The organism is Pontibacter sp. YIM B11418 (assembly GCF_059278805.1).
Genome location: NZ_JCAEMH010000003.1, coordinates 92296 through 114784, shown reverse-complemented (window position 1 = coordinate 114784; position 22489 = coordinate 92296). Strand labels below are relative to the sequence as shown.

22 protein-coding genes and 2 tRNA genes are annotated in these 22489 nt (G+C 49.5%); 10 read left to right on the top strand and 14 right to left on the bottom strand.

Annotated features, from left to right (window positions below):
* The first annotated feature begins 51 nt into the window (after positions 1 to 51).
* The 6 genes from AC4QZR_RS08195 to AC4QZR_RS08170 all read left to right on the top strand — a co-directional run bounded on the left by AC4QZR_RS08195 (position 52) and on the right by AC4QZR_RS08170 (position 3611).
* Complete coding sequence (locus tag AC4QZR_RS08195) at positions 52 to 462, top strand: hypothetical protein (protein WP_494480472.1); 411 nt, start codon at positions 52 to 54, stop codon at positions 460 to 462.
* Positions 444 to 791, top strand: a complete 348-nt coding sequence (locus AC4QZR_RS08190) for a GIY-YIG nuclease family protein (protein ID WP_494480471.1) — start codon at positions 444 to 446, stop codon at positions 789 to 791. The genes AC4QZR_RS08195 and AC4QZR_RS08190 overlap by 19 nt, the downstream gene beginning before the upstream one ends.
* Positions 792 to 911: 120 nt before the next feature.
* Positions 912 to 1907 (top strand): cation diffusion facilitator family transporter, encoded by a 996-nt coding sequence (locus AC4QZR_RS08185; protein WP_494480470.1) that lies wholly within the window; start codon positions 912 to 914, stop codon positions 1905 to 1907.
* A 160-nt stretch (positions 1908 to 2067) separates the two neighbouring features.
* Positions 2068 to 2700 (top strand): peptide-methionine (S)-S-oxide reductase MsrA, encoded by a 633-nt coding sequence (msrA, locus tag AC4QZR_RS08180; RefSeq protein ID WP_494480469.1) that lies wholly within the window; start codon positions 2068 to 2070, stop codon positions 2698 to 2700.
* Between the two features lie 93 nt (positions 2701 to 2793).
* Complete coding sequence (locus AC4QZR_RS08175; RefSeq protein ID WP_494480468.1) at positions 2794 to 3228, top strand: phage holin family protein; 435 nt, start codon at positions 2794 to 2796, stop codon at positions 3226 to 3228.
* A gap of 245 nt (positions 3229 to 3473) precedes the next feature.
* A complete protein-coding gene (locus AC4QZR_RS08170) occupies positions 3474 to 3611 on the top strand; it encodes a hypothetical protein (protein ID WP_494480467.1) in 138 nt (45 codons plus the stop codon).
* Positions 3612 to 3804: 193 nt separating this feature from the next.
* Here AC4QZR_RS08170 and AC4QZR_RS08165 read toward each other — a convergent pair whose 3' ends face one another.
* The 10 genes from AC4QZR_RS08165 to AC4QZR_RS08120 form a co-directional block, all read right to left on the bottom strand.
* On the bottom strand, positions 3805 to 4938 hold the full coding sequence (locus AC4QZR_RS08165; protein WP_494480466.1) for a tetratricopeptide repeat protein: 1134 nt from the start codon (positions 4936 to 4938) through the stop codon (positions 3805 to 3807).
* A gap of 73 nt (positions 4939 to 5011) precedes the next feature.
* Complete coding sequence (gene gyrA, locus AC4QZR_RS08160; RefSeq protein WP_494480884.1) at positions 5012 to 7564, bottom strand: DNA gyrase subunit A; 2553 nt, start codon at positions 7562 to 7564, stop codon at positions 5012 to 5014.
* Positions 7565 to 7631: 67 nt separating this feature from the next.
* The gene (locus AC4QZR_RS08155; protein ID WP_188499541.1) at positions 7632 to 7874 is read right to left on the bottom strand and encodes a hypothetical protein; all 243 of its coding nucleotides are present in this window, start codon (positions 7872 to 7874) and stop codon (positions 7632 to 7634) included.
* A 147-nt stretch (positions 7875 to 8021) separates the two neighbouring features.
* The gene (locus AC4QZR_RS08150; RefSeq protein ID WP_494480465.1) at positions 8022 to 8792 is read right to left on the bottom strand and encodes an SDR family oxidoreductase; all 771 of its coding nucleotides are present in this window, start codon (positions 8790 to 8792) and stop codon (positions 8022 to 8024) included.
* A gap of 10 nt (positions 8793 to 8802) precedes the next feature.
* Positions 8803 to 9822 carry a metal-dependent hydrolase gene (locus AC4QZR_RS08145; protein WP_494480464.1) on the bottom strand — a complete coding sequence of 340 codons (1020 nt, stop codon included), beginning with the start codon at positions 9820 to 9822 and terminating at the stop codon, positions 8803 to 8805.
* A gap of 2 nt (positions 9823 to 9824) precedes the next feature.
* Complete coding sequence (locus tag AC4QZR_RS08140; RefSeq protein ID WP_494480463.1) at positions 9825 to 10991, bottom strand: hypothetical protein; 1167 nt, start codon at positions 10989 to 10991, stop codon at positions 9825 to 9827.
* 168 nt (positions 10992 to 11159) lie between these two features.
* Positions 11160 to 11232: transfer RNA gene (locus tag AC4QZR_RS08135), tRNA-Thr, on the bottom strand.
* A 22-nt stretch (positions 11233 to 11254) separates the two neighbouring features.
* Positions 11255 to 11327: transfer RNA gene (locus AC4QZR_RS08130), tRNA-Thr, on the bottom strand.
* Between the two features lie 130 nt (positions 11328 to 11457).
* The gene (locus AC4QZR_RS08125; protein WP_494480462.1) at positions 11458 to 13617 is read right to left on the bottom strand and encodes a DUF349 domain-containing protein; all 2160 of its coding nucleotides are present in this window, start codon (positions 13615 to 13617) and stop codon (positions 11458 to 11460) included.
* Positions 13618 to 13643: 26 nt separating this feature from the next.
* On the bottom strand, positions 13644 to 14213 hold the full coding sequence (locus AC4QZR_RS08120; RefSeq protein ID WP_253405697.1) for a YqgE/AlgH family protein: 570 nt from the start codon (positions 14211 to 14213) through the stop codon (positions 13644 to 13646).
* A gap of 276 nt (positions 14214 to 14489) precedes the next feature.
* Here AC4QZR_RS08120 and pdxH point away from each other — a divergent pair, with 276 nt between their 5' ends.
* The 4 genes from pdxH to AC4QZR_RS08100 all read left to right on the top strand — a co-directional run bounded on the left by pdxH (position 14490) and on the right by AC4QZR_RS08100 (position 18401).
* Complete coding sequence (gene pdxH / locus AC4QZR_RS08115) at positions 14490 to 15140, top strand: pyridoxamine 5'-phosphate oxidase (protein ID WP_494480461.1); 651 nt, start codon at positions 14490 to 14492, stop codon at positions 15138 to 15140.
* A gap of 61 nt (positions 15141 to 15201) precedes the next feature.
* Positions 15202 to 16500, top strand: a complete 1299-nt coding sequence (locus AC4QZR_RS08110; protein WP_494480460.1) for a DUF1015 domain-containing protein — start codon at positions 15202 to 15204, stop codon at positions 16498 to 16500.
* Positions 16466 to 17047, top strand: a complete 582-nt coding sequence (locus AC4QZR_RS08105) for a Maf-like protein (protein ID WP_494480459.1) — start codon at positions 16466 to 16468, stop codon at positions 17045 to 17047. Before AC4QZR_RS08110 ends, AC4QZR_RS08105 begins: the two co-directional genes overlap by 35 nt.
* A 166-nt stretch (positions 17048 to 17213) precedes the next feature.
* Entirely contained in the window at positions 17214 to 18401 is a 1188-nt protein-coding gene (locus AC4QZR_RS08100) for a class I SAM-dependent rRNA methyltransferase (protein ID WP_494480458.1), read from the top strand.
* 131 nt (positions 18402 to 18532) lie between these two features.
* On the opposite strand, the gene AC4QZR_RS08095 is transcribed toward AC4QZR_RS08100, so the two are convergent.
* The 4 genes from AC4QZR_RS08095 to AC4QZR_RS08080 form a co-directional block, all read right to left on the bottom strand.
* A complete protein-coding gene (locus tag AC4QZR_RS08095) occupies positions 18533 to 19924 on the bottom strand; it encodes a methyltransferase RsmF C-terminal domain-like protein (RefSeq protein ID WP_494480457.1) in 1392 nt (463 codons plus the stop codon).
* A 51-nt stretch (positions 19925 to 19975) separates the two neighbouring features.
* Entirely contained in the window at positions 19976 to 20380 is a 405-nt protein-coding gene (locus AC4QZR_RS08090; RefSeq protein WP_494480456.1) for a (deoxy)nucleoside triphosphate pyrophosphohydrolase, read from the bottom strand.
* Positions 20381 to 20417: 37 nt separating this feature from the next.
* A complete protein-coding gene (locus AC4QZR_RS08085) occupies positions 20418 to 21407 on the bottom strand; it encodes an acyltransferase family protein (protein ID WP_494480455.1) in 990 nt (329 codons plus the stop codon).
* A gap of 85 nt (positions 21408 to 21492) precedes the next feature.
* A complete protein-coding gene (locus tag AC4QZR_RS08080; protein WP_494480454.1) occupies positions 21493 to 22482 on the bottom strand; it encodes an NAD(P)H-dependent glycerol-3-phosphate dehydrogenase in 990 nt (329 codons plus the stop codon).
* Between the last annotated feature and the right edge of the window lie 7 nt (positions 22483 to 22489).

Here is a 22489-nt window from a genome sequence, read left to right as displayed (position 1 = left end):
TCAATTGATTGGGTAAAAAATACTAACAAAAAGATAATCCAAACTATTACTATGTTCTATGTACATGAAAATAAAGAACATTTGGTGCACAGTAGCAATTACCTTGAGATCAGGGTGAATGCAGGAGAAAAATTGTTACTATCTGACTGGCAGGGCTGGCTGGACTCAGCAAAAGGACACTCAGGTTGTATGAAAATTCTAGATTTTGTAAATGAATATAAGATTACTAAAATTTTGAATAACAACTCCAAGGTGACAGGCCATTCGGGAAACACTAAATGGATGGGCAAGGTATGGATACCCGGATTGCGTGAAGCAGGCGTACAGTATTTTGCATGGGTGTATTCTTATGAATTCTTCACACAGCTTGAGATTGACAACACGGTGGACAATAGCTCCGGTATTGCCATGCGCACTTTCTTCCTTCCGGAGGATGCCCGGCAGTGGCTGCAGGATTCCTAACCAGGTATACCTTCTTTCGTATACCTGGTTACAAATTCACTTATGCTATGCAGCCAAACCAGCACACCAATCACTTCTATGTATACATCATGGGCGATCAGTCCCAGCTACAGCTGAGCATTGGCGTTTCTGAAGACCTACTCCAGCAAATGTCCGGCAATGAAGGCCGCTCTGGAGAAGCTAAACTGGTGTATTACGAGCACTACGACCTGGAGGAAATAGCACGGGTGCGTGAACAGCGCATCAAATCGGCCGGACCTGAGGATCATCTGCGTCTTGTGGAGTCCATGAATCCTAATTGGCTTGACCTGACAGATACACTGTGCTAGGTTAATTGGCCGCCATTTCTACCCACTATTTTACATTAAGTTTGTCTCAGGCGACTGTACCTTGTATCTTGTCAGGTATAGGACGGTGTGCCATGCACCTGCCGGAATCTAGCTATCGCAATGAATAAAATGCCGCCGCAGCAAAGCGAGAACGTACGCATGCAACTACTTGTGCTGGTTGTGGGTGTGTTGTTGCTGTTTGCCAAGTTCCTGGCATATTACCTTACCAATTCCAATGCGATTCTCACCGATGCCTTAGAATCCATTATCAACGTGGTGGCCGGTGGTTTTTCACTCTACAGTCTGGTTCTTTCCGCTAGGCCAAAGGATCTCAACCACCCTTATGGGCACGGCAAGATAGAGTTTGTGGCTGCCACGCTGGAGGGCTCCCTGATCCTGGTGGCAGGAGGGGCCATTATTCTGAAATCCTTTTATAACCTCTTTGAGCCACAGGTCATTTCCAGACTCGACTCAGGTATATACCTGATCGCGATTTCGGGCATCATTAATTTCATAGTGGGTTACGTTACCGAGCGACGTGGCAATAAAGCTAATTCCATGGTGCTGGTGGCGGGAGGCAAGCACCTCAAAACCGACGCTTATTCAACTGCAGGTATACTGATTGGTCTGCTGCTGCTATACCTGACCGGACAGGTATGGCTGGACAGTGCGGTGGCTATCCTGTTTGGCGCTTTCATCTGTTACACCGGCTATCGTATTCTGCGGGCTTCTCTGGCTGGTATCATGGATGAGGCCGACTACGAATTACTGAAGCGCATTGTGCGGGTGCTGAACGATAACCGGCGCGAAAACTGGATCGATATTCACAACCTGCGCGTGATCAAATATGGCAATACGCTGCACATAGACTGCCACCTGACCGTGCCGTGGTACCTCACCGTATTGGAGGCGCACGAAGAAGTGGAGGCCGTTGGAGCGCTCGTACGGGAACAGATCGATCCTGATATTGAGCTATTTATTCATACTGACCCTTGTGTAGAAGTGTCCTGTCCTATCTGCACCAAATCGGATTGTAACGTGCGGCGGGCACCGCTCAGAAAGCGGGTGGAATGGGACCTGGATAAAGTGATCGCCGATAAAAAACATGCTATTTAGGTGCCGGATAACGGATAAATGAAAACGTGGGAGGGGATTGCTGGATTTTTTTAACAAAACCCATCCGCCGCGGTTAAATTAGCGTAGCCAATAATAAGGCTTGTGGCGTATGGTTCGGAAATATACCTTTCTTTTGTTCCCTCTTTTACTCCTGCTTTGGATGTGTACAGAATCCGGAGGGGAGCAGCGTACTTTTTTGCAGCAAAGCGCCTACAGTTACGGTGACAGCCCAGATACCCTCGGGCTAAGCAAAGCAACTTTTGCCGGTGGCTGTTTCTGGTGTACGGAGGCCTACTTCGAAAGACTTAAGGGTGTTGACCGTGTAGAGTCCGGCTATACCGGTGGGAGAGAGGACCAACCCACCTACGAGCAGGTAAGCTATGGTAAAACGAGCCATGCTGAGGCGGTGCGCATCTGGTACCGGCCAAGAGTAATCACATACCGGGAGCTATTGGAAGTGTTTTTTGCCACACACGATCCGACTACTTTAAATCGCCAGGGACCTGATGTAGGCAAGCAGTACCGATCTGCCATCTACTTCCATGATGACAAGCAGCGAAGCCAGGCCACTAACTACTTGCGTGCGCTTGAGGATGCCGGTACATTCCGCAACAAGATTGTAACCGAACTCAAACCGGCGGGCAAATTTTGGATTGCTGAGGATTATCACCAGGATTATTACCGTAACAATCCCGACGACCCTTATGTCGTATCCATTGCCAAACCCAAGGTTTTAAAGTTTGAAGACGCTTTCCGTAGCAAGTTGAAAGACAGCTATTTGAAACAACAATAGCGTACTGAAGATCACATAAACTCTAGTTGAGAATATCCATAAAATTTTGTATCCGTATTAGGACAAAAAATTGTAACTAAATCACTACAAACTATGGACTTTTTACTCAACTTATTAGTAAGTGCCGGTGTCATTCTGTTATTGGCCTACGCACTGCCACAAGTGCACGTGAAGAGCTTTCTAACAGCTCTTTGGGTGGCTTTTCTGATTGGTCTTTTCAATGCGACAATTGGCTGGCTGCTACGCGGTGTGCTTAATCTGGTGTCATTCTTTCTTCTCGAAGCCATAATCGGCCTCATCGTTACGACTCTAATGATCAAGCTAGTTGACATGCTGGTGCGTAATTTTAAGGTAGATGGCTGGTGGCCTGCCTTTGTTATCGCCATCGCAACAGCCATAGCCCTGGCACTGCTTGGCTGGGCTAGAGGAGGCGACGAAGAATATTCCATGCTCGAAAACCAACCAAAACTCGAGCAGTACCTTGTCAAGTCCGAGATCAATGAAGCAACTACGATTCGTCTAGCTTAAGAAGCTGCAACAGGTAAAGAAAAAGTAGCCAGATTTGTCGTCTGGCTACTTTTTTTTGCTAAATGATAAACTTAATTTGGGAATCCGTCCATTATATTGTTTTAGCTTTATTTAAGAGAAGAAAGACATTATATTAACCATAGCATGAAAACATCCTAAACAAACTGGTCCTTAAAGATGCTGCAAATTGGAGCAATCGTACTATGGGGTTGGATCCAACAGCTGCTTAGTTTTATACCTATGCGATGTTGCTTCACAGACAAGAGGACTTCAAAGAGGCTGAGTCTATCATACAGTCTGCCATTTTGCTCACCAAACAAAACAACACATCGACGGACTGGCTGCAGCAGATGCTGCTCAAAATCAAATCAAGAAGCATGTAATCAATTTCTAGTTTAGGAATCCAAATGCATCTACTTAACATAAAGTATATTATCAGTGACACTTATTTTAGAGTATTCTTACGCGTATATAATCAGTCTTATAATTTATATTATGTTAAGTATGTAGTGTGGCAATAAGAAAGGGAGCCTTTTCGGGACTCCCTTTCTTCTCAGAAATTAATCAGAACAGAGATTAGTTCTTCAGTTTTTTACCGATTCTCTCCGCATCAGCAGTACGCTTCAGGCGCGTATACACACGCTGCAGGTTTGCTAGTGTAGCCTGGTCTTCTGGCTGAATTTCAAGAGCTTTCTCGAAGTATGGTAATGAAGCTTCGTAGTGCTTTACTGCCTGCTTCTCGAGTGCCGGACCTTTCTTCTTGTAGGTAGCGTAGTCCATCTTGGCTGCTTTGTTGTTAAATTCGCTGCCCTTGTTGTACTCTAACACACCCAAGTTAAAGAATCCGTCGAAGTTGTTTGGATCTACTTCTACAGCTTTCTTGTAATTTTTGTAAGCCTCGTCAATGTTTCCTTTGCGCTCATGCAGGTTACCACGAACGGCGTACAGGCTGGCATTCTTCGGGTCAGCTTCGATCGCTTTGTCAAGCTTCGCCATCGCCTCTTCTGCACGGTCGTTTTTCAGGTAGTAACGCAGTTCTTCCTGCATCAGGTATACACTGTTTGGATGCTTCTCCAAACCAGCAGCTATAGACGCCATTACCACATCATCGGGTGCTTCAGTGGCCTGCTGCAACTGAATTTTGTTCTTGTATACATCTTCCGTTGTGTGGCCAATGCTGATCAACTTATCATAATACTTCACCGCTGAGGCATAATCCTGCTTGGCAGTTGAAGCATAAGCAGCATAAAGAACAGCTGTTGTATCTTTAGGGTTTACCTTAGAAGCCATGTCATACTTGGCGATGGCATTATCCCAGTCCTGCTTGTTGTGAAATTCAACTGCCTGGTTCAGGATTTGACCGTACAGCATCTCCATACGCTCAGGCACCATTTTACCGAATTGTCCGTTTTCACCGTCAATTTCCAGCGTTTTGTTAAACGAGGCAAGCGCCACTTCTGGTGTTTGCTCAGTAGCCAGTTTACCATAGATCGGGTTACCGATCAGGTCCTGGTTGATCACACCGTGGTAGAACCAGGTTTTCGCTTTATCCTGCGTCTTTTTGTGCTCGGTTGCTTTGTTAATGTCAGCCAGCGCTTTGTCCAGCGTGCCATTCTTGTGGTTAAGCACGGCGCTATTTACTGCCGAGTTCTGAGCGACAGCAACCTGAACGGTTACAGCTGCCATGGCTGTCATCAATATTTTTTTCATACTGTTCAGAGATTGGTTTTTGTTTATTTGTTTGTTAAACGATAATTAAATAAAATAAAATTCCATTTACAGATTAAACTTCATCTTCAGCAACCTCAGGGTCTATCTGAGTATCTGGCTGCAAAGAGTCTTCCGGTTTCAATTCTGACTGTTCCATCAGTGCTTCCGTAACTTCTTCTTCGTTCTCCATTTCTACTTTTGCTACAGATGAGATCTGGTCACCTTCCGTGAGTTTGATTAGTCTTACGCCTTGGGTAGCACGACCAATTACACGGATATCGGCTACACGCAGACGGATCGTTATACCTGAGCGGTTGATGATCATCAGGTCATCTGTATCTACTACGCCCTTAATAGCCACCAACTTACCGGTTTTGTCTGTCACGTTCAGGGTCTTCACTCCTTTTCCGCCGCGGTTCGTTATACGGTATTCTTCCAGCAAAGAGCGCTTGCCGTATCCGTTTTCGGAAACAACCAGCAGTTCGGTATCCTCGTTTTCTACACAAACCATACCAACAACTTTATCATTTGGTCCGGCTAGTGTTACGCCGCGCACACCAGCAGCGTTACGTCCCATCGGCCTAACCTGGCTTTCATTAAAGCGAATGGCACGACCAGAGCCAAGTGCAATGATCACTTCGCTGTTTCCGGTTGTGAGTTGCACATCCAGCAAACGGTCGCCTTCGTTGATTGTAATTGCATTGATGCCATTGGTGCGAGGTCTTGAGTACGCCTCCAACACTGTCTTCTTGATTGTGCCGTGTTCCGTACAGAATACCAGGTTGTGGTTCAGTACGAAATCCTGATTCTTAAGGTCACGCACATTGATAACCGCCCTGATTTTGTCGTCTTTCTCAATGTTCATCAGGTTCTGAATGGCGCGTCCTTTGGTGGTCTTCCCTCCTTCCGGAATCTCATATACTTTCATCCAGAACACACGACCGAATTCGGTGAAGAACAGCATGTGATGGTGCGTGCTGGCAACAAAAAGGTGCTCCGTGAAATCACTCTCCTTAGAAGCAGCAACGCCTCTCGAACCAACACCACCACGGCTCTGGCTGCGGTACTCGCTAAGCGAAGTGCGCTTGATATAGCCTTCATGCGAAATGGTGATCACCATGCTCTCTTCCGGAATCATATCCTCATAGGATATGTCGCCAGTGGAGGCCTCTATGCTAGTACGGCGCCCGTCACCGTAGCGCTCTTTTATCTCGTTTAACTCGTCTTTGATGATCTGCATACGCAGGCCTTCGTCGTTCAAAACAGAAGTCAGGTAGTCGATCAATTTCATGATCTCAGCATACTCTGCCTGAATTTTGTCGCGCTCCAGACCGGTCAGGCGCTGAAGACGCATATCAAGTATAGCACGTGCCTGGATCTCTGATAGTGCAAAGCGCTCCATCAAGCCATTGCGGGCAATCTCCGGATCACGTGACGATCTGATCAGGTTGATCACTTCGTCCAGGTTGTCGAGGGCAATCAGCAAGCCTTCCAGAATGTGGGCGCGCTTCCTGGCTTCGTCCAGCTCAAACTGTGTTCTGCGGATCACCACCTCGTGTCTGTGCTCTACGAAGTAATGGATCAGCTCTTTCAGGTTCAGTGTCATCGGACGGCCTTTTACCAGGGCCACGTTGTTGACACCAAACGAAGATTGCAGCGCAGTATACTTGTATAAGTTGTTGAGCACTACGTTAGGTATAGCATCACGCTTCAAGTCATACACGATGCGCATGCCGTCACGGTCCGACTCGTCCCTCAAGTCCGATATACCTTCTATTTTCTTGTCGTTGATCAGGGCCGCAGTCTTCTCGATCAGAGAAGCCTTGTTGACCATGTAAGGGATTTCCGTTACAATGATCTGCTCTTTACCAGCGGAATTCGTTTCAAAGTTGGCACGAGCACGCATCAGTACGCGACCACGGCCTGTCTCGAAAGCAGCCTTTACACCGTCGTAACCATGGATGATACCACCTGTCGGGAAATCAGGGGCCGTCACATAGTGCATCAGTTCAGCTACTGTGATTTCTCTGTTGTCGATGTAAGCGATCGTTCCGTTGATCACTTCTGTCAGGTTGTGCGGCGCCATGTTGGTGGCCATACCTACCGCGATACCGGACGTGCCGTTCACGAGCAGGTTCGGGAACTTGGCCGGCATCACAGACGGCTCCTTCAGGGAGTCGTCGAAGTTGGGCACAAAGTCCACCGTGTTTTTCTCCAGGTCAGCCAGGATCTCGTCGGCAATACGTTTGAGGCGGGCCTCCGTGTAACGCATCGCAGCCGGCGAGTCGCCGTCTATCGAGCCGTAGTTACCCTGTCCGTCAACCAGCGGGTAGCGCAGCGACCATTCCTGTGCCATACGCACCATGGTCTCGTATACCGAGGAGTCACCGTGCGGGTGATACTTACCCAGTACCTCTCCTACGATACGGGCTGATTTCTTGTAGGATTTGTTATAGGATACCCCCAGTTCAGACATACCGTACAGTACACGACGGTGTACTGGCTTCAAGCCGTCTCTCACGTCAGGTAAGGCTCTGGAAATGATAACAGACATTGAGTAATCGATGTATGCACCGCGCATCTCGTCTTCAATGTTGATCGGTATTATTCGTTCGCCTTCGTTCATGTTCAAGGTCTAAATAATAGTTTTGTGTTGGTTAATATACTAATCAGGCAAATGCCTGCACTATTCGTTAATTCTTGCGCTGGCTCTTGTCGTTGCTGCGCTTGCGCACCTCCCCTGTTTGCTTCGGCAGCTTTTCGCCTATCTTAGGGTTCTGCTTTTTGTAAATGGGTTGGCCGCGAAACTCCTGTTCGCCATGCAAGTGCTCCATGCGCACCTGGCAGGAAGAGATCGGACACATCGGTTTGCAGGATGAAACAGTCAGAAGCAGCAGAGCAGCGCTAAAGAGTAAAAGCAATCTAATTTTTGCCATGCATGTCGGGTTAAGAAGAGCGCTGGAAACAGGTGTTTTGCTCTTGTATCCTTATCATACAAAAGTAGTGAAATTTGGATTAATAAACCAGCGTTTCAGGGGATAGTTTAGCTACCCAAAACACTGGTTTTATACCTGTTTTGCAGCTCAGAAAGGGTGAAAACCATTTATTGTAAAACCGCCGTCAACTGCCAGTGTCTGCCCCGTGATATAGGCTGCCGCCGGCATGCAGAGAAAGGCCACAGCGCCTGCCACATCCTCCGGCTTGCCAATCACTCGCATCGGTGTTCTGGTGAGCACTTCGTGCAGGTACTGTTCGTTCTGCAGCACCGTCTGGGCAAGCGGTGTGCTGATGTACCAAGGAGCCACGGCGTTCACACGAATCCCTTCTGCAGCCCACTCACCTGCCAGGTTTTTAGTTAGTTGCACCAGCGCGGCTTTGGTCATCCCATAAATAGCACCGGTCCGCACATGCGTCAGCCCTGCTACGGAAGTCACCTGGATGATATTACCCTGTCCGGATGCTTTGAGCAAGGGGTAAAAACTACGGCTCAGTTCAAATGCAGAGCGCAGGTTCGTGCTCATCACAAAATCGTATTCTGCCTCTGTGTAGTCGGTGGTTGGCTTCCGGATATTGGTGCCTACGTTGTTCACCAGTATGTCCAGCGCTCCCCAGTTGTTGTGAACCTTGTCAAGCAGCGACTGACGGCCTTCTGCAGTGCTTACATCGGCTGTTAACACTGCCAATCCTTCCGGAAATTTCGCCTGCAGCTGTTGCAGGTCCTCTTCTTTGCGCGCCACTGCCAGCACTTCGGCGCCTAACCCGATAAACTCTTCCACTATGGCGGCGCCTATACCTTTAGAGCCACCTGTTACCACAGCTTTTTTGCCGCTAAGCAACCATCTCGCTGATGTCATATGCCTGACTTTAATTTTTATTACCCAGTATCCGGTGCAAATAAGCTTTCAGATAATTGCCGTCTATTTTGGGACGGTTGTTGATCTCCTCGAACTGAAGGGAACCATCCTGCTTACGCCATACATGGTATACGAACACATACTGTCCCTTGCCTTCCTGCCAGCCGTCAAACTGACCGAAGCGCAGGTCTTTGATGTGAATGCCCTCTGCTGCTTCCTCTACCGCATGATAGCCCTTAGTAATCTGTAGCAGACGCTCCATTTTCGGATCGCCCCGGAACGCATCCAGCAATTGTTCCTGGCGAGGCTCAAAGCTATACCTGATGATTTGGTCCTGGTCCAGCAAGGAGTAGAAGCCGTTGTAATAGCCGTCTTCTGCTGCCGCTGTAACAGACCAGAGCAGGGTGTTCATGGGAGTGGCTTTCACGATCTCTGAGTCGTAACGTATACCTTGCGCTTCCAGACTATCCCTGAAAACGCTTTTAGCATAGGCCTGTGCCCCGAAAGAGAATACAATGTAGAGTGAACTGATGAGCAACCCGGCAATATTCCAGAGTCGCCTCTTTGGGTTTCGCCGGTCATAAAACAGCACAGCGATCACACAGATCAGGAAAGGAACCGTGTAAAATGGATCGATGACGAATATGTTGTAGAAGGCTACGCCGTAGTTGCTGAAAGGCCATAGAAGTTGGGTGCCCCAGGTAGTGAAGCTATCCAGTATGGCATGGGTCGTGAAGCCCAGAAAAAACAACAGGGTCCAGTCCCGGAAGGTGGCGTGCTCATTTTTGTAAAGTCGCCAGAGCACCCAGCCCAGCAAGGGCGAGGCGATGATGGCAAAGAAGAAGGAGTGCGTGATGGAACGATGAAAGCTCAGTTGTCCCACCATGTCCAGCAAAGGATTGGCCAGTACGTCCAGATCAGGTATAGTGCCGGCTATGGCGCCCCAAAGCAGCGCCTTGTTGCCCAACTTACGGCCGGCCACCGCTTCGCCTACAGCGGCTCCCAGTACGATCTGTGTTAGTGAATCCATGCCTATTTAATGATCGGTGCGCGCTTAAACTCTTTCTCGCGGTCGAAGAGGAAACGATAGGTCACATATGTTTTGAGGACGCGGCTGCCTACCTGCTCCACCACCTTCATCATTTTTGGGTTAAAGTCCCCGATCCAGTTCATTTGCAGATCATAGTAAGGTATGTTGGGGTTGCCTTGTACGAGCTTGGCTGCAGACACCACCATAGCGGCCTCCACGCCTTTTCCCTGGCACTCCGGCGTGATGCCGAACACAATGCCATACATCGTCTTGCAGGAACCTCTCCAGCGGTGGTAAATGAATTTGATTTTGCCCCACGTATCTAGTTTTCCATTCACGTGTTTGAATAGCTGATTCAGCTCAGGTATAGCGATGAAGAATCCGGCGGGCTCTCCTTTGTGGTAGGCGAACCAGATGATCTTTTCGTCCAGCACCGGTTTCAATGCCTTCATGATAGACTTGGCTTGCGCTTCACCCATGGCTTTCACGCCTTCGTGCTTCACCCAGCCTTTGTTATATACGATCCGGAAATCCTCGGCGTACTTGTCCAGGTTGTTTTTGTCGATGTGCTGAAAGGTATAGTCCGGGTCAGACAGGATGCGTTGCGCCTTTTCATGGTATTCAGGCGTAAGCGGATCTTCTACAGTACGATAGTAAACGTACTGGTTGAAGTATAGCTGAAAGCCGTAGTTCTCGAACAATTGCTGGTAGTAGGGATGATTGTAATTCATGCAATAGGTAGGCTCCAGGAAGCCGTCCACCAGCAAGCCCCACCACTTGTCCCGTTCCCCGAAATTGATCGGGCCATCCATGGCTTCCATGCCCCGTTCCTGCAGCCAGTTGCGGCAAGCCTCGAAAAGTATGTTGGCCGCCTGCTGATCGTTTATACAATCAAAGAAGCCCATGCCGCCGGTTGGCTGCTCAAAGGAGTTCGCTGTTTTCTTGTTGATGAAAGCGGCCACCCTGCCGATAGATTCCCCTTCTTCGTCCTTTAAAATCCAGCGGATTGCTTCACCGTCGCGCAGGAGTTTGTTTTTCTTAGGGTCGAACACCTGGTTTACATCCTTGTCAAGCGGGCGGATATAATTCGGGTCTTTGCGATAAAGCCTTATTTGTACTTTAAGAAATTCTTCGGCCAGTTCGGGGGTGTTTACTTCAATCAGTCGCATAGGATGTATTCGGTGCTTGGATGATTCCCCAAAATAAGTCATAAAACTTGAAAAAGCATATATAGCCTCCGTTGTAAAGAACCAAAAACGTTGAGAGGGACAGCTGATGTAGAAGTTGGAAGGGTATAAATACAAAAAAGGCTTCAGATTTCTCTGAAGCCTTTTAAGAGCCCCCAGTCGGAATCGAACCAACGACCTACTGATTACAAGTCAGTTGCTCTACCAGCTGAGCTATGGAGGCGGTAAAAGTGCAAATAAAGTTGAGCCCCCTGCCGGGATCGAACCAGCGACCTACTGATTACAAGTCAGTTGCTCTACCAGCTGAGCTAAGGAGGCGATACTTTATTTATGTTGCCCTATCGTTCTAAAGCGTTGCAAAGGTATAATAAGGTTTTTAATATACAAACACCCGCTACTGGATTTTTCGCGCTTTTGCGATAAGCTTTTGAGTATCAAACAGAAATTTTTATCTTCTGAAAGCGGCCAGCTGCCGTTGCAAGATATCGATGCGTTTCTGCGTGTCATCAATGCGGCCTTCATATTCCTCGCGTAGCTTATCGGCGTTCTTGGAACGGGCAAAGAAGTCGAGGTTCGTGCGCAGGGTCTGTATATCGTTCTGTAGCTGGCCAATTTCGCGACGAATTGTCTGTTCTTTCTGGTATAGCTTCTGCGAAGCATCCGGACTGTTTTTCAGGCGGTCCACCTGCAACTGCGCCACGATGGTCATACGTTCGTCGTAAGGCAGGTCAGGAACGCGCTCCAGGTACCGTTCCATCAGAGAAAGGAATCGCTCCTCTATCCGCGTGTTTACACGCTTGTTGCCGGCATCCAGGGTGTCCCATTCTGCTACGATCCTGTTGAAGTCATCCAGTGAAGTCGTCGTGTTGGGTTGTGTCAGTTCCTCTGTTATACGGTCGCAAAGGGCCAGTTTTTCAGAAGAGAGTTTTTCCATTTCGGCACCCTTCTGCTGCTCCTGGGCCTGCTTGCGGTCGAAGAACTCGTTGCAAGCTGCTCTGAAACGCTGCCAGATCTTATCAGAATGCTTATCCGGCACACGGCCTATGGTCTTCCACTTCTTCTGAAGCTGGATCATTTTCTCTTTGGTCGTATTCCAGTCTGTGCTTTCCTTCAGACTCTCGGCCTGCTCACACAACTCCGTCTTCAGGCGCAGGTTCTGTGTTTTCTGCTCATCCAGGCCTTTAAAGAATTGGTTCTTGTGCTGGAAGAAAGCCTTGTAATTGCCCCAGAAATTTTTGTTAACCTCTTCAGCGTATTCTTTCGGTACAAGGCCGGCGCTGTCCCACTCTTCTTTGAGCTTCTGGATCTCGTCCGTCTTGTCACGCCATTCGTTGATGCGGTCTGTGTTAAAGGTCTGGAACTCCTGCAAACGGGCCAGCAGCCCGCGCTTCTTCTCCAGGTTAGCCATCTCAATGGTTTTGCGCTCTTCCATGTACGAACGGCGCTGCTCGTGCACTTTCTCTGAAGCTTGTATAAAACGCTCCCAGATCGCGTCACGCTGCTCGTTTGGCACAGGCCCTATGTTCTTCCACTCTTCATGCAAATGGCGCAGTTCCTGCAGGGCTTTGTTGATGGATGGCTCGTTCTGAAGGGCTTCTGCACGTTCGATCAACTGCACTTTGGCATCCAGGTTACGGCGCCTGTCCAGCTCTTTCATTTCGAAGAACATGCTGCGGTTGTTGTAGAAGATGTCGAGCAGGGCATGGTACGAATCCCACAGTTCCTGCGCTTCACCTGGCGGCACGGGTCCGATGCTCTTCCACTCGCCCTGCAGCTTCTTCAGTTCGTCGCTGCTGTTTTTGGTTTCTGCAGACTCCACTAGGGTACGCAGTTGCTGTAGCAACTCGCGCTTGCGCTCCAGGTTGCGAACGCGCTGTTCTTCACTGAGCTGCCGGTCCTGGTAGCGAGCCTCCCGGTAAGCGGCGTAGAGCTGCTCAAGTTCAGTGTGCGCTACGGGTACATGGTAGTCAAAGTCTTCTTCGGTGCCTCCCTCCTGTCGGAAACGATCAAGTGCCTGGCCCTTTTCAATTTGAAACTTATCCTCGTACTGGCGATGGATTTCCTGTATCTTTTTGTACTTGCGCTTTGCGTCAGGCACTTTGAGAAGTTGGGTCAGGTGATGGCGTATATCCTCCAGAGGCATCTGGCTATAGTCTGTGTGGTCATCCTCATCCAGTTCTTCTTCATCGTGGTGCTCATCAGCAGGTACTACAGGCGCCTTCGTATCAGTTGCCTCAGGTGCTGCCGTGGTGGCAGATGAATTAGTATCTGTTGTTTCCGTTGGAGGGGCTGCTTCTGTAGCTGGTGCCTCAGCTTCAGCCTCAGGGAGGTTTGCTTCAGCAAATACCTCGATTATTTCTTCTGTTTCTGACGTCTCTGTCTCGGAAGCCAGTGCTGGGTTGATTTCAGGCTGGTCTTCTTTGGGCACACCTGCATCGGATGGCTTTTCCTGTGCGCTTTCCTTCTGTGCGTTGATCTCGGCGAGGCGCTGTTCTACAATGTCCATCGGAGACGAGGCCTGTTGCCCGTTGGCTTGTGCTTCGTCTTGAGGCCGGGGCTTGTTGGCCTCAGCTCCGTTTGCGTCGGTGTGCTGTTTATCAGTTGTCATGACTTCAGTTTTTAGTCCACTTTTTGTCAGTTCAGGCGGGGGTCTACCGGGTAGTTTGAAAGTACCTTGTATTTTCCGCCCATTTGGCGCAATATGTTCCGCCAAAGTGTATCTGCTTCCAAATTAAATAATTTATTCGCAGCATTGTTGTTTACGATCCAAACATTTTTGTCGATCTCCTCCTGCAACTGGCCGGGTGTCCATCCGGAGTAGCCAAGAAAAAACTTGATATCTGCCGGTGTCACCTCGCCGGTGCCAATCAAAGTGCGCAGCGATTCGAAGTCGCCCCCCCAATACAGGTTGTTGTTTAACTGCACTGCCTGAGGCAAGTCCGCTATCTGGTGTACGTAGTGCAGGGTGTTGTACTGCACTGGCCCCCCTATACCTAGTTCGGCCTCAAAGGTATCGTTATATACATCAACCACATCAGACAGCTTAAGGTTTGACAAACGGTTCAGTACCAGCCCAAACGTTCCCTCCCCTTCCACGTGGCTGCAGATCAAAACCACGGTGCGCTCAAAATTGGGATCGCCCAGGTATGGCTCCGATATCAGAATACTGCCGTTTTGTGGTTTATTCTCGCTTTCTTCCTCCATTGTTTTCCAGGGTTTAATTGCTTTACCTTACATAAACTTCTGGCCTGGCAGGCCTGGCAATTGCTATTTATACCTATTACGGAAACAACACATAAGGGTACAAATCCTGTCAAATGCCAACTGAGTTCAAAAACATCCGCCGTTCCACATAAAGTCTGCCAACACTGGAAATAAGTCTTCTAATTTTATAAAATATTTTTAAATTATTGCAATATTAATTAAAATTTAAGCCTCAGCTGATTATTTTATAATTTTGGGCAAATCATCGCTTTCGCTATGCCTCTCCAACACGACATTGCCTCTATCCGGAAGAACTACTCCCGGCAGGCGCTTACAGAAGAATCGGTCTCCAACGACCCGCTCGACCAGTTTAAGGTATGGCTCAACGAAGCCATTCTTTCAGAAGTACTGGAGCCGACGGCGCTCGTGCTGTCCACTGTGTCGGCTGATTGCCGGCCTTCGGCGCGGGTGGTGCTATTAAAGGAGGTCTCCTCGGATGGTTTTGTGTTCTTCACCAATTACGACAGCCGCAAAGGACAGCAGCTGGCTGAAAACCCCTACGCTTCGATTACTTTTTTCTGGGCTGAATTGGAGCGACAGGTGCGTATAGAAGGAACGATTGGGAAAGTGGCAGCGGATGTGTCGGATGTGTACTTCCACAGTCGGCCGCGCGGCAGCCAGATCGGGGCCTGGGCCTCCCCGCAAAGCCGTGAGATAGACAGCCGTGTAGAACTGGAGCAGGCGGAAGCGAGGTATGAAAAAGACTTTGCCAGTTTGGACGTAGTGCCGCGACCGCAGCACTGGGGAGGCTATGTACTGAAGCCCGAGCGCATCGAGTTCTGGCAGGGCCGTCCGAACCGCTTGCACGACCGCATCGTGTTTGAGAGAGCCGATTCACAGTGGTCCCGAAAAAGACTTGCTCCCTGATTTTATACCTGAAAAAAACCTATACTTCTAAGAGCTATATCTATACCTGTAAGCAAACCTGATGGCCGAAATATTACCCATTAAAGCGTGGCGTTACAAAGAAGAGTTGAGCCAGTCGATTGAAGAACTGACCTCTCCCCTTTTCGATGTAGTGTCCGCAAAACAGCGGGAAGCGCTGTACCAGAATCCTATTAACAGCATTCACCTCTCGGTACCTCGTGGCGAAACGCCAGCCAATACTGCGGCCGACATGCTGCAGGAATGGAAAGCCACCGGTACGATTGCGCAGGACCCGCTGCCCGGCATTTATGTGTATTACCAGTATTTCAGGCTGCCCGGCAACGACCGCGAGTACTGCCGCAAGGGATTCATTTGCCACATCAAAGCCTACGACTGGAACGAAGGCGTGCTCCTGCGCCACGAAAACACTATACCAAGTGCCGTGAACGATCGCATCGATCTCCTGGATAAGACGCTGATGAATACCAGCGCTACCCACGGACTCTATACCGATCCGGATTTCGTACTGGAGCGCTACATGGACGAGAGCATCCAGACGCCGCTTTATGTGACCGAGGACTACCAGGGCGTGCGCGATGTGCTGGCCGTGATCCACGACCACGACGTGATCAGGCACTTCCTGGAGGTGCTGGAATCGCGGCAGGTGCTGCTGGCCGATGGGCACCACCGCTATGAGGGTTCGCTCGAGTACCGTAAGAAGCGTATGGCTGCTAATCCGAATCACACCGGCACGGAGGCTTACAACTACCACCTGATGTACCTGACCAACACCGAGGCCGACGACTTGCGCATTCTGCCCACGCACAGGGTGTTGGAGAGAATAGACCTGACGGACGAGGAGTTTCTGGAGCGACTGCGTGCTTATTTTGTGGTAACACCCAAAGAGGATGCGTACGAACTCAATGAAGTGATCGTGGGTAAGAACTGGGCCTTCGGGCTATACCTGTCAGGCAATGCCTACAAACTGCGCCTCAAGCCGGAAGTGCACCACCTGATTGAATGGGCGGTTCCCCAGGAAGTGAAAGACCTGGACCTGACCGTGATGCATTATTTTGTTTTCGAAAAGGTGTTAGGTATAGACCGTGAAGCTCAACGCGACTATCCTGGCCTGAGTTACGTGCGTAATTTCACGGCCTGTGTCAGCCAGGTGGACTCCGGCAAATCGCGTTTGGCTCTTATCACTAACGAGGTGTCGATGGAACAGGTGAAAAGGGTATGCTACAGCGGGGCCATCATGCCACAGAAGTCCACCTTCTTTTACCCGAAAACAATCTGCGGATTCTTATTCAGCTCAATCAAAGAAAATGAATTCATCTCGCCCGATACTGCTTGCCTCTAACTCCCCGCGCCGCAAAGAACTTTTAGCCGGGCTCGGACTTCAGTTTGAGGTGCGGGTGAAGGAAGTAAACGAGGATTTTCCGGAACACCTGCAGCGCGAGCAGGTAGCCGAGTTTTTGGCCTCCCACAAAGCCGATGCTTATACCTCCGACTTGCAAAACGAAGTACTGATTACGGCCGATACCATCGTTTGCCTGGGTGAGCGCATCCTGAACAAGCCTGCAGATGCTGCGGAAGCCTTTGCTATGCTGCGCGCTTTATCCGGCACCCATCACGAAGTGATCACGGGTGTTTGTATCCTGACAAAGGATTCCAAGACCATCTTCCATGATGCGACCAAGGTATACTTTAAAAAGCTAAGTGACGAGGAAATCAATTACTACATAGAGCACTACCAGCCCTACGACAAAGCGGGTGCCTATGGTATACAGGAATGGATCGGCAAGATCGGGATCGAAAAGATTGAGGGTTCCTATTTTAACGTTGTCGGGTTGCCTGTTCAAAAACTCTATACCTATCTCAAAGACTTGCAGGTAATTGCATTGTAACTCCCTGATACATAAATAAATACAAAGCTACAGGTATGGCACTATTAAAATTCCGGTCTTATACGGAACAAATTGCCTGGTCTCTAGCCTTTCATACTACTATAATGCTTTAGCACAAGCATCATTTCAACATCAGCTCATTAAATAATCATCATATTTATATTGGATGCCATATAGCAAATTATACCTGGCCAAAGGAAAAGAACACTCATTGAAGCGTTTTCACCCGTGGGTTTTCTCTGGCGCTATCAAAAGAATTGAAGGAACGGAGCCGGAAGAGGGCGACACCGTAGAGGTATACTCCAACCAGCGTGAGTTCCTGGGCATAGGTCATTGGGCGCCGGGTTCCATTGCGGTACGGGTGTTTTCTTTTGAGCAGGTCGAGTCGGATTATACCTTCTGGAAAAGCAAAGTGCAGCAAGCCTACGACTACCGCAAGCGCCTCGGCCTGATCGACAATCCGCACACCGATGTATACCGCCTGGTATACGCCGAAGGCGATGGCGTGCCTGGCCTGATTGTGGACGTGTACAAAGACACGGCTGTGATCCAAACCCACTCTGTGGGCATGTATTCGGTACGTGAGCACGTTGCCAAAGCTCTGCAGGAAATTTACGGTCCGCACCTGAAAGCGGTATATGACAAGAGCGCAGAGTCACTTCCCGCCAAGTCGCCGGTGCAGGCTGAGAACGGCTATCTGTTCGGCGAGTCAAGTGGTGGCGTGGTGGTGACCGAGAACGAGCACCATTTTTTCGTGGATTGGGAAAGTGGCCAGAAAACAGGCTTCTTCATCGACCAGCGCGAGAACCGGGAATTATTGGCCCGCTATGTGAAAGACAAATCGGTGCTGAACACCTTTTGCTATACCGGTGGTTTCTCGGTATACGCCCTCAACGCCGGTGCCAAAGAGGTACACTCAGTAGACGTGTCGAAGAAGGCGATTGAGCTAACGATCAAAAACGGAGAACTGAGTCAGGCTCCTGATCGCCACGAAGCCTTTGCCGTTGATACGTTTGAGTTCCTGAAAGGAAAGGAAGACCGCTACGACGTGATCATATTGGACCCTCCTGCTTTTGCCAAGAGCCAGAAAGTGCGCCACAATGCCGTGATGGGCTACAAGCGTCTGAACGCCGAGGCCATGAAGCGCATCAAGCCGGGCGGTATCCTGTTCACCTTTTCGTGCTCTCAGGTGGTAGATAAGTACCTGTTCAACAACACGGTGATGGCAGCCGCCATCGAGGCCGGCCGTAATATCAAAATCATGCACCACCTCTCCCAGCCCGCCGATCATCCCATTTCTATCTTCCACCCCGAAGGCGAGTATTTGAAGGGGCTGGTGTTGTTTGTGGAGTAAAGCAAGTTTAGGAGTTGGAGAGTTTGGGAATTACTGTGTAGATTTTAATTTCTTCAATTGAAACAAATACAAAGGCCCGCCATTATGGTGGGCCTTTTGCATCAATATAAGTTCTCTATATTGATAATATCCTAAACTCCCCAACTCTTAAACTCTAAAACTGAGGGCAATTCCATGCGGATGCGCCACTCTTTAGGATAGTAGTTGTTGAGGCGGCTGCCTACTTGTTTGGCCCAGCCGAGGGGCAAGCCTTCAAATTGCAGCAGGATCCAGTCATTACTGTTGCCGCTGATGCCGATGTCTTCTTTGCGGAGGTAGCGCAATGCTGCTTCCAGTTCGAGCTCTTCGACGCGAAATGCTGCTTTGTTGAGGTGCTGTGACAGCGCCAAGTCCTGCAGAGGTTTCAGTTTTTTGCCGTTCGCTTCGGCTATTTTGGTGCCGGCGTGAATCACATATAGGTTCTGGTAAAGCTCGTCCACCTCTTCAAACAGATTTTCAGGTATAGCCGAAATCACTTCCCCATGCTGCACCCATGCAAAGCGGTCTGACGTCACTAGCCAATCGTTGACCGGGGCCTGTTCTTTTTTGCCAGCTAGTGACAGCTTATACTTTTTCTTTTTCGATGATCGCTGTGGTGCCTCATACTCTCCTGCTTTGCGGAGAACGGATAAATAGAAGCCTTCACCCTGCACCTGGTGCGGATAGAAGCGATAGCCGGAAACGCCATTAAGCGAAGTCGCCTCTACTCCCCATGCCGGGTCCAGCGCAAGTGAGAGTGGTTGAGCCTTTTCCTGTTCAGCTAGCCAGGCAATGTTCTGTTCGTTTTCAGCCAGGTTCCAGGTACAGGTACTGTAGATCAGGATGCCGCCCGGCCGTAGGGATTCCAATACGTCCATTAAGATGCGCTGTTGGCGCTGGGCGCAGAGGTTCACATTCTCGTCTGACCATTCGTTCACTGCTTGCGGGTCTTTGCGGAACATACCTTCGCCACTGCAGGGAGCATCTACTACCATCACGTCAAAAAACTCAGGTAGCCGGTTAAAATCGCGTGGGTCGTTGTTTGTCACCACCACATTGCCGCTACCCCATTTAGTCACGTTCTCGGCCAGAATACTGGCGCGGCTACGGATCACTTCGTTAGCTACCAGAAGACTGTCAGGTGAGATCAGGCTGGCGATGTGGGTCGACTTGCCGCCGGGAGCGCCGCAGAGGTCCAAAACGTGGAGCGACTGGCTGAGATCCACATGCTGACGCAGGGCCTGCTCTAAAAACATGGAACTGGCCTCCTGCACATAGTAGGCTCCGGCGTGCAGGCGCGGATCCAGCGTAAACTGCGGGCGCTCTGGTAAATAATAGCCCGTTTCTGTCCAAGGTATACGCGGCAGGTTTGGCTGTCCAGTCAGCTTGTTTCTGTTTAACCGGATACTGGTGGGAGCGGCTTGGTGCAGGGCCTCCTCAAATCGGGTATAGTCAGGACCCAACTGCCCTTTCATGCGCTGCGCAAATGATTGTGGTAATTCCATCCCCAAAGGTACGGCAATTTGACCTTTTCGTGAAAAGGTTGGCTTTACTTGTTACTCAGAAAATTGTTTTTCTGCCAGCGCCATGAATTCCTGCATAACGGGGATGTCGGCCGGACACCAATCGTAATTGGCCAGATCCTGAGGCACTACCCAGTGGTAAGACCGGTGTTCCTCGGGGTTAATCGCTCCTTTGTTGTACTGGCAAATGTAAGGTATAAGCTCAATGGTTTTGTCGCCGTAGGTATGTACCACAGGCGTAAGCCGCCGCACCGGAGTGATGCTCAGGTTTAGCTCTTCCTGTATTTCTCGTACCAGGCAGGCCTCTTCTGTCTCACCTTCTTCTATTTTTCCGCGCGGGAATTCCCAAAGCATGGCTTGCGGCATGGTTTCGCTGCGCTGGGTGATCAGCACGCGTCCAAACTGCTCGATCAAAGCACAGGTTACTCTTGTAATCATAGCTTAAGGTATAAAGATTATGCGGATGAATATACTTTTACTTTGATATTTTTTTGCTTAAATATGATTCTGACCAGTAGAACACCATACCTGCCACGAGGCAAATCGCCAGATTCAGCGTAATATTTGTATCGTCCTGCACCAGGCCAAAGTAAAGCACCTGTACCAGAAAAATGTGGTAAGATGCTTTGCCAAGGGTCGCCATAGCCTGGAATGCTATAAAGTCTGATTGCCTTGGAAAAGCCAGTATTCCTAGGTAGATCAGCAAAGCCGCATAAGAAAAAGTAAGAAACACCTGCGCCAGCCATTCCGGTCTGAAGTAAGGGAGACTGATACCCTGATATTGATAAAAATACAGGTATACCCCACTGGCAATTCCAGTCAGGAGCAAGAGCCAGCTATACCTGTTGTCAGAACTGGTGATCAGACGAGAGAGCCACAGGCCTAAGCCAATGGCTGATAAATACCGGAACAGAGCGGCATCGTAGAGGTAGCGGTCTTCTCGGAAATAGCTGATCTGGTAGGCTACCAATTGAAAGACAATTTCAGTGAGCACCAGCACTAAAGTTGTATGCACTGGCCAGCGATTAAAGGTATAGCCGATCAGCGGAAGGGCAAACAGGGAATGCAGCAAAAGCGTGATAAAGTAATTGCCTTTACCCGATACCGGCAATACTCCGATCAGGTTCTTCCAATCCAAGGTATAGACATCCCGAGCGTATACCTGTTCCCAGACATAGCCCGCCATCAGGGAGATGCCATACATGATCAAAAGCGGAAAGATGATGCGGAGGGCTTTCTTCTGGAAATAATGCAAGGTATAGAGCTGACCAAAATGCAGGGTCTTGCTGCCATAGGACATCCCCAGATTCAAACCCATCAGCACCATAAAAATCGGAACGGCCTGCCAAATGTGAAAGACCGCGTAGCTCGCCACCAGCTGCTCACGCGAGAGCGAGTGCAAGAGAAGCACGGCAATGATGGCCAGACCCTTTAGGATGTCGATTTGCTGAAAATGCTGTTTCATGTGTCAGGCTCGGCCAATTGGCATGGACTTTAAACGCGAAAGGCACACCACCGGGTATGCCTTTCGCGCTATTTGACAGCTCAACTTAGGTGAGCTTTTCTTTCAAAATCTCAAACTCCACTGCCGGCGCGATGCGCTCATACAGAATCAGGTATACCGCTTTTGTGATCGGCATATTTACTTTTAGCTTTTTGTTAAGCTCGTAAATGCTCTGCACAGCATAATATCCCTCCGCTACCATGTTCATCTCGATCTGGGCTGATTTTACGGTATAGCCATGGCCGATCATGTTTCCAAAAGTACGGTTGCGGCTGAACTGCGAGTAAGCTGTTACCAGCAAGTCGCCCAGGTACGCCGAACCGTTCAGGTCACGGTGGATCGGCATGACGGCATGCAGAAAACGTTCGATCTCCTGCATTGCATTCGATACCAGTACTGCCTGAAAATTGTCACCATAGTTAAGGCCGCGGGCTATACCACAAGCCAGCGCGATGATGTTCTTGATCACGGCGCAGTACTCGACCCCGTCCAGATCTTCGAGTGGGTTGGCTTTCGTGTAGCGGTTACGCAGCAATTCACAGAAGCGCTCCGCCGTAGGCAGATCATATGAGCCGATGGTCAGGTATGACTGCTTCTCCATTGCCACTTCCTCGGCATGGCACGGACCGGCAATGACCAATTGGTGACTGTTTGGTACGCCGTACTGCTGGCCCAGATAATCGGTAATCAGGATGTTCTGCTTCGGGATCATCCCCTTGATGGCAGAAATCAGAACTTTACCTTCCAAGGCATTTTGCTCCAGACCGCTCAAAGCCTCTTGTATAAAAGCCGCCGGTACTGCCAATATAACCCAGTCCGCCACGGCCACGACGCTGCGCAAGTCCGTTGAGGGCTTTACGTAGTTCAGGTCGTAGGTCACGCCGCTCAGGTAGCGCGGGTTATGGCGGTAATTGATCAGGTGCTGCACATCGTTCTCGTTGCGCATCCACCAGTGTACCTGCGATTTATTCTCTGAGAGGATCTTCACCAGCGCCGAGGCCCAGCTTCCCCCTCCTATTACTGCAATTTTTTCCAAATCGGAT

Bases quoted from the DNA above. Each gene is read 5' to 3' on its own strand.
- gyrA (WP_494480884.1), bottom strand. From the start codon at position 7,564: ATGAACGAAGGCGAACGAATAATACCGATCAACATTGAAGACGAGATG.
- AC4QZR_RS08105 (WP_494480459.1), top strand. From the start codon at position 16,466: ATGAATTCATCTCGCCCGATACTGCTTGCCTCTAACTCCCCGCGCCGC.
- pdxH (WP_494480461.1), top strand. From the start codon at position 14,490: ATGCCTCTCCAACACGACATTGCCTCTATCCGGAAGAACTACTCCCGG.
- AC4QZR_RS08140 (WP_494480463.1), bottom strand. From the start codon at position 10,991: ATGCGACTGATTGAAGTAAACACCCCCGAACTGGCCGAAGAATTTCTT.
- AC4QZR_RS08155 (WP_188499541.1), bottom strand. From the start codon at position 7,874: ATGGCAAAAATTAGATTGCTTTTACTCTTTAGCGCTGCTCTGCTGCTT.
- AC4QZR_RS08165 (WP_494480466.1), bottom strand. From the start codon at position 4,938: ATGAAAAAAATATTGATGACAGCCATGGCAGCTGTAACCGTTCAGGTT.
- AC4QZR_RS08120 (WP_253405697.1), bottom strand. From the start codon at position 14,213: ATGGAGGAAGAAAGCGAGAATAAACCACAAAACGGCAGTATTCTGATA.
- AC4QZR_RS08170 (WP_494480467.1), top strand. From the start codon at position 3,474: ATGTTGCTTCACAGACAAGAGGACTTCAAAGAGGCTGAGTCTATCATA.
- AC4QZR_RS08095 (WP_494480457.1), bottom strand. From the start codon at position 19,924: ATGGAATTACCACAATCATTTGCGCAGCGCATGAAAGGGCAGTTGGGT.
- AC4QZR_RS08175 (WP_494480468.1), top strand. From the start codon at position 2,794: ATGGACTTTTTACTCAACTTATTAGTAAGTGCCGGTGTCATTCTGTTA.
- AC4QZR_RS08150 (WP_494480465.1), bottom strand. From the start codon at position 8,792: ATGACATCAGCGAGATGGTTGCTTAGCGGCAAAAAAGCTGTGGTAACA.
- AC4QZR_RS08185 (WP_494480470.1), top strand. From the start codon at position 912: ATGAATAAAATGCCGCCGCAGCAAAGCGAGAACGTACGCATGCAACTA.
- AC4QZR_RS08145 (WP_494480464.1), bottom strand. From the start codon at position 9,822: ATGGATTCACTAACACAGATCGTACTGGGAGCCGCTGTAGGCGAAGCG.
- AC4QZR_RS08085 (WP_494480455.1), bottom strand. From the start codon at position 21,407: ATGAAACAGCATTTTCAGCAAATCGACATCCTAAAGGGTCTGGCCATC.
- msrA (WP_494480469.1), top strand. From the start codon at position 2,068: ATGTGTACAGAATCCGGAGGGGAGCAGCGTACTTTTTTGCAGCAAAGC.
- AC4QZR_RS08195 (WP_494480472.1), top strand. From the start codon at position 52: ATGTTCTATGTACATGAAAATAAAGAACATTTGGTGCACAGTAGCAAT.
- AC4QZR_RS08110 (WP_494480460.1), top strand. From the start codon at position 15,202: ATGGCCGAAATATTACCCATTAAAGCGTGGCGTTACAAAGAAGAGTTG.
- AC4QZR_RS08090 (WP_494480456.1), bottom strand. From the start codon at position 20,380: ATGATTACAAGAGTAACCTGTGCTTTGATCGAGCAGTTTGGACGCGTG.
- AC4QZR_RS08100 (WP_494480458.1), top strand. From the start codon at position 17,214: ATGCCATATAGCAAATTATACCTGGCCAAAGGAAAAGAACACTCATTG.
- AC4QZR_RS08125 (WP_494480462.1), bottom strand. From the start codon at position 13,617: ATGACAACTGATAAACAGCACACCGACGCAAACGGAGCTGAGGCCAAC.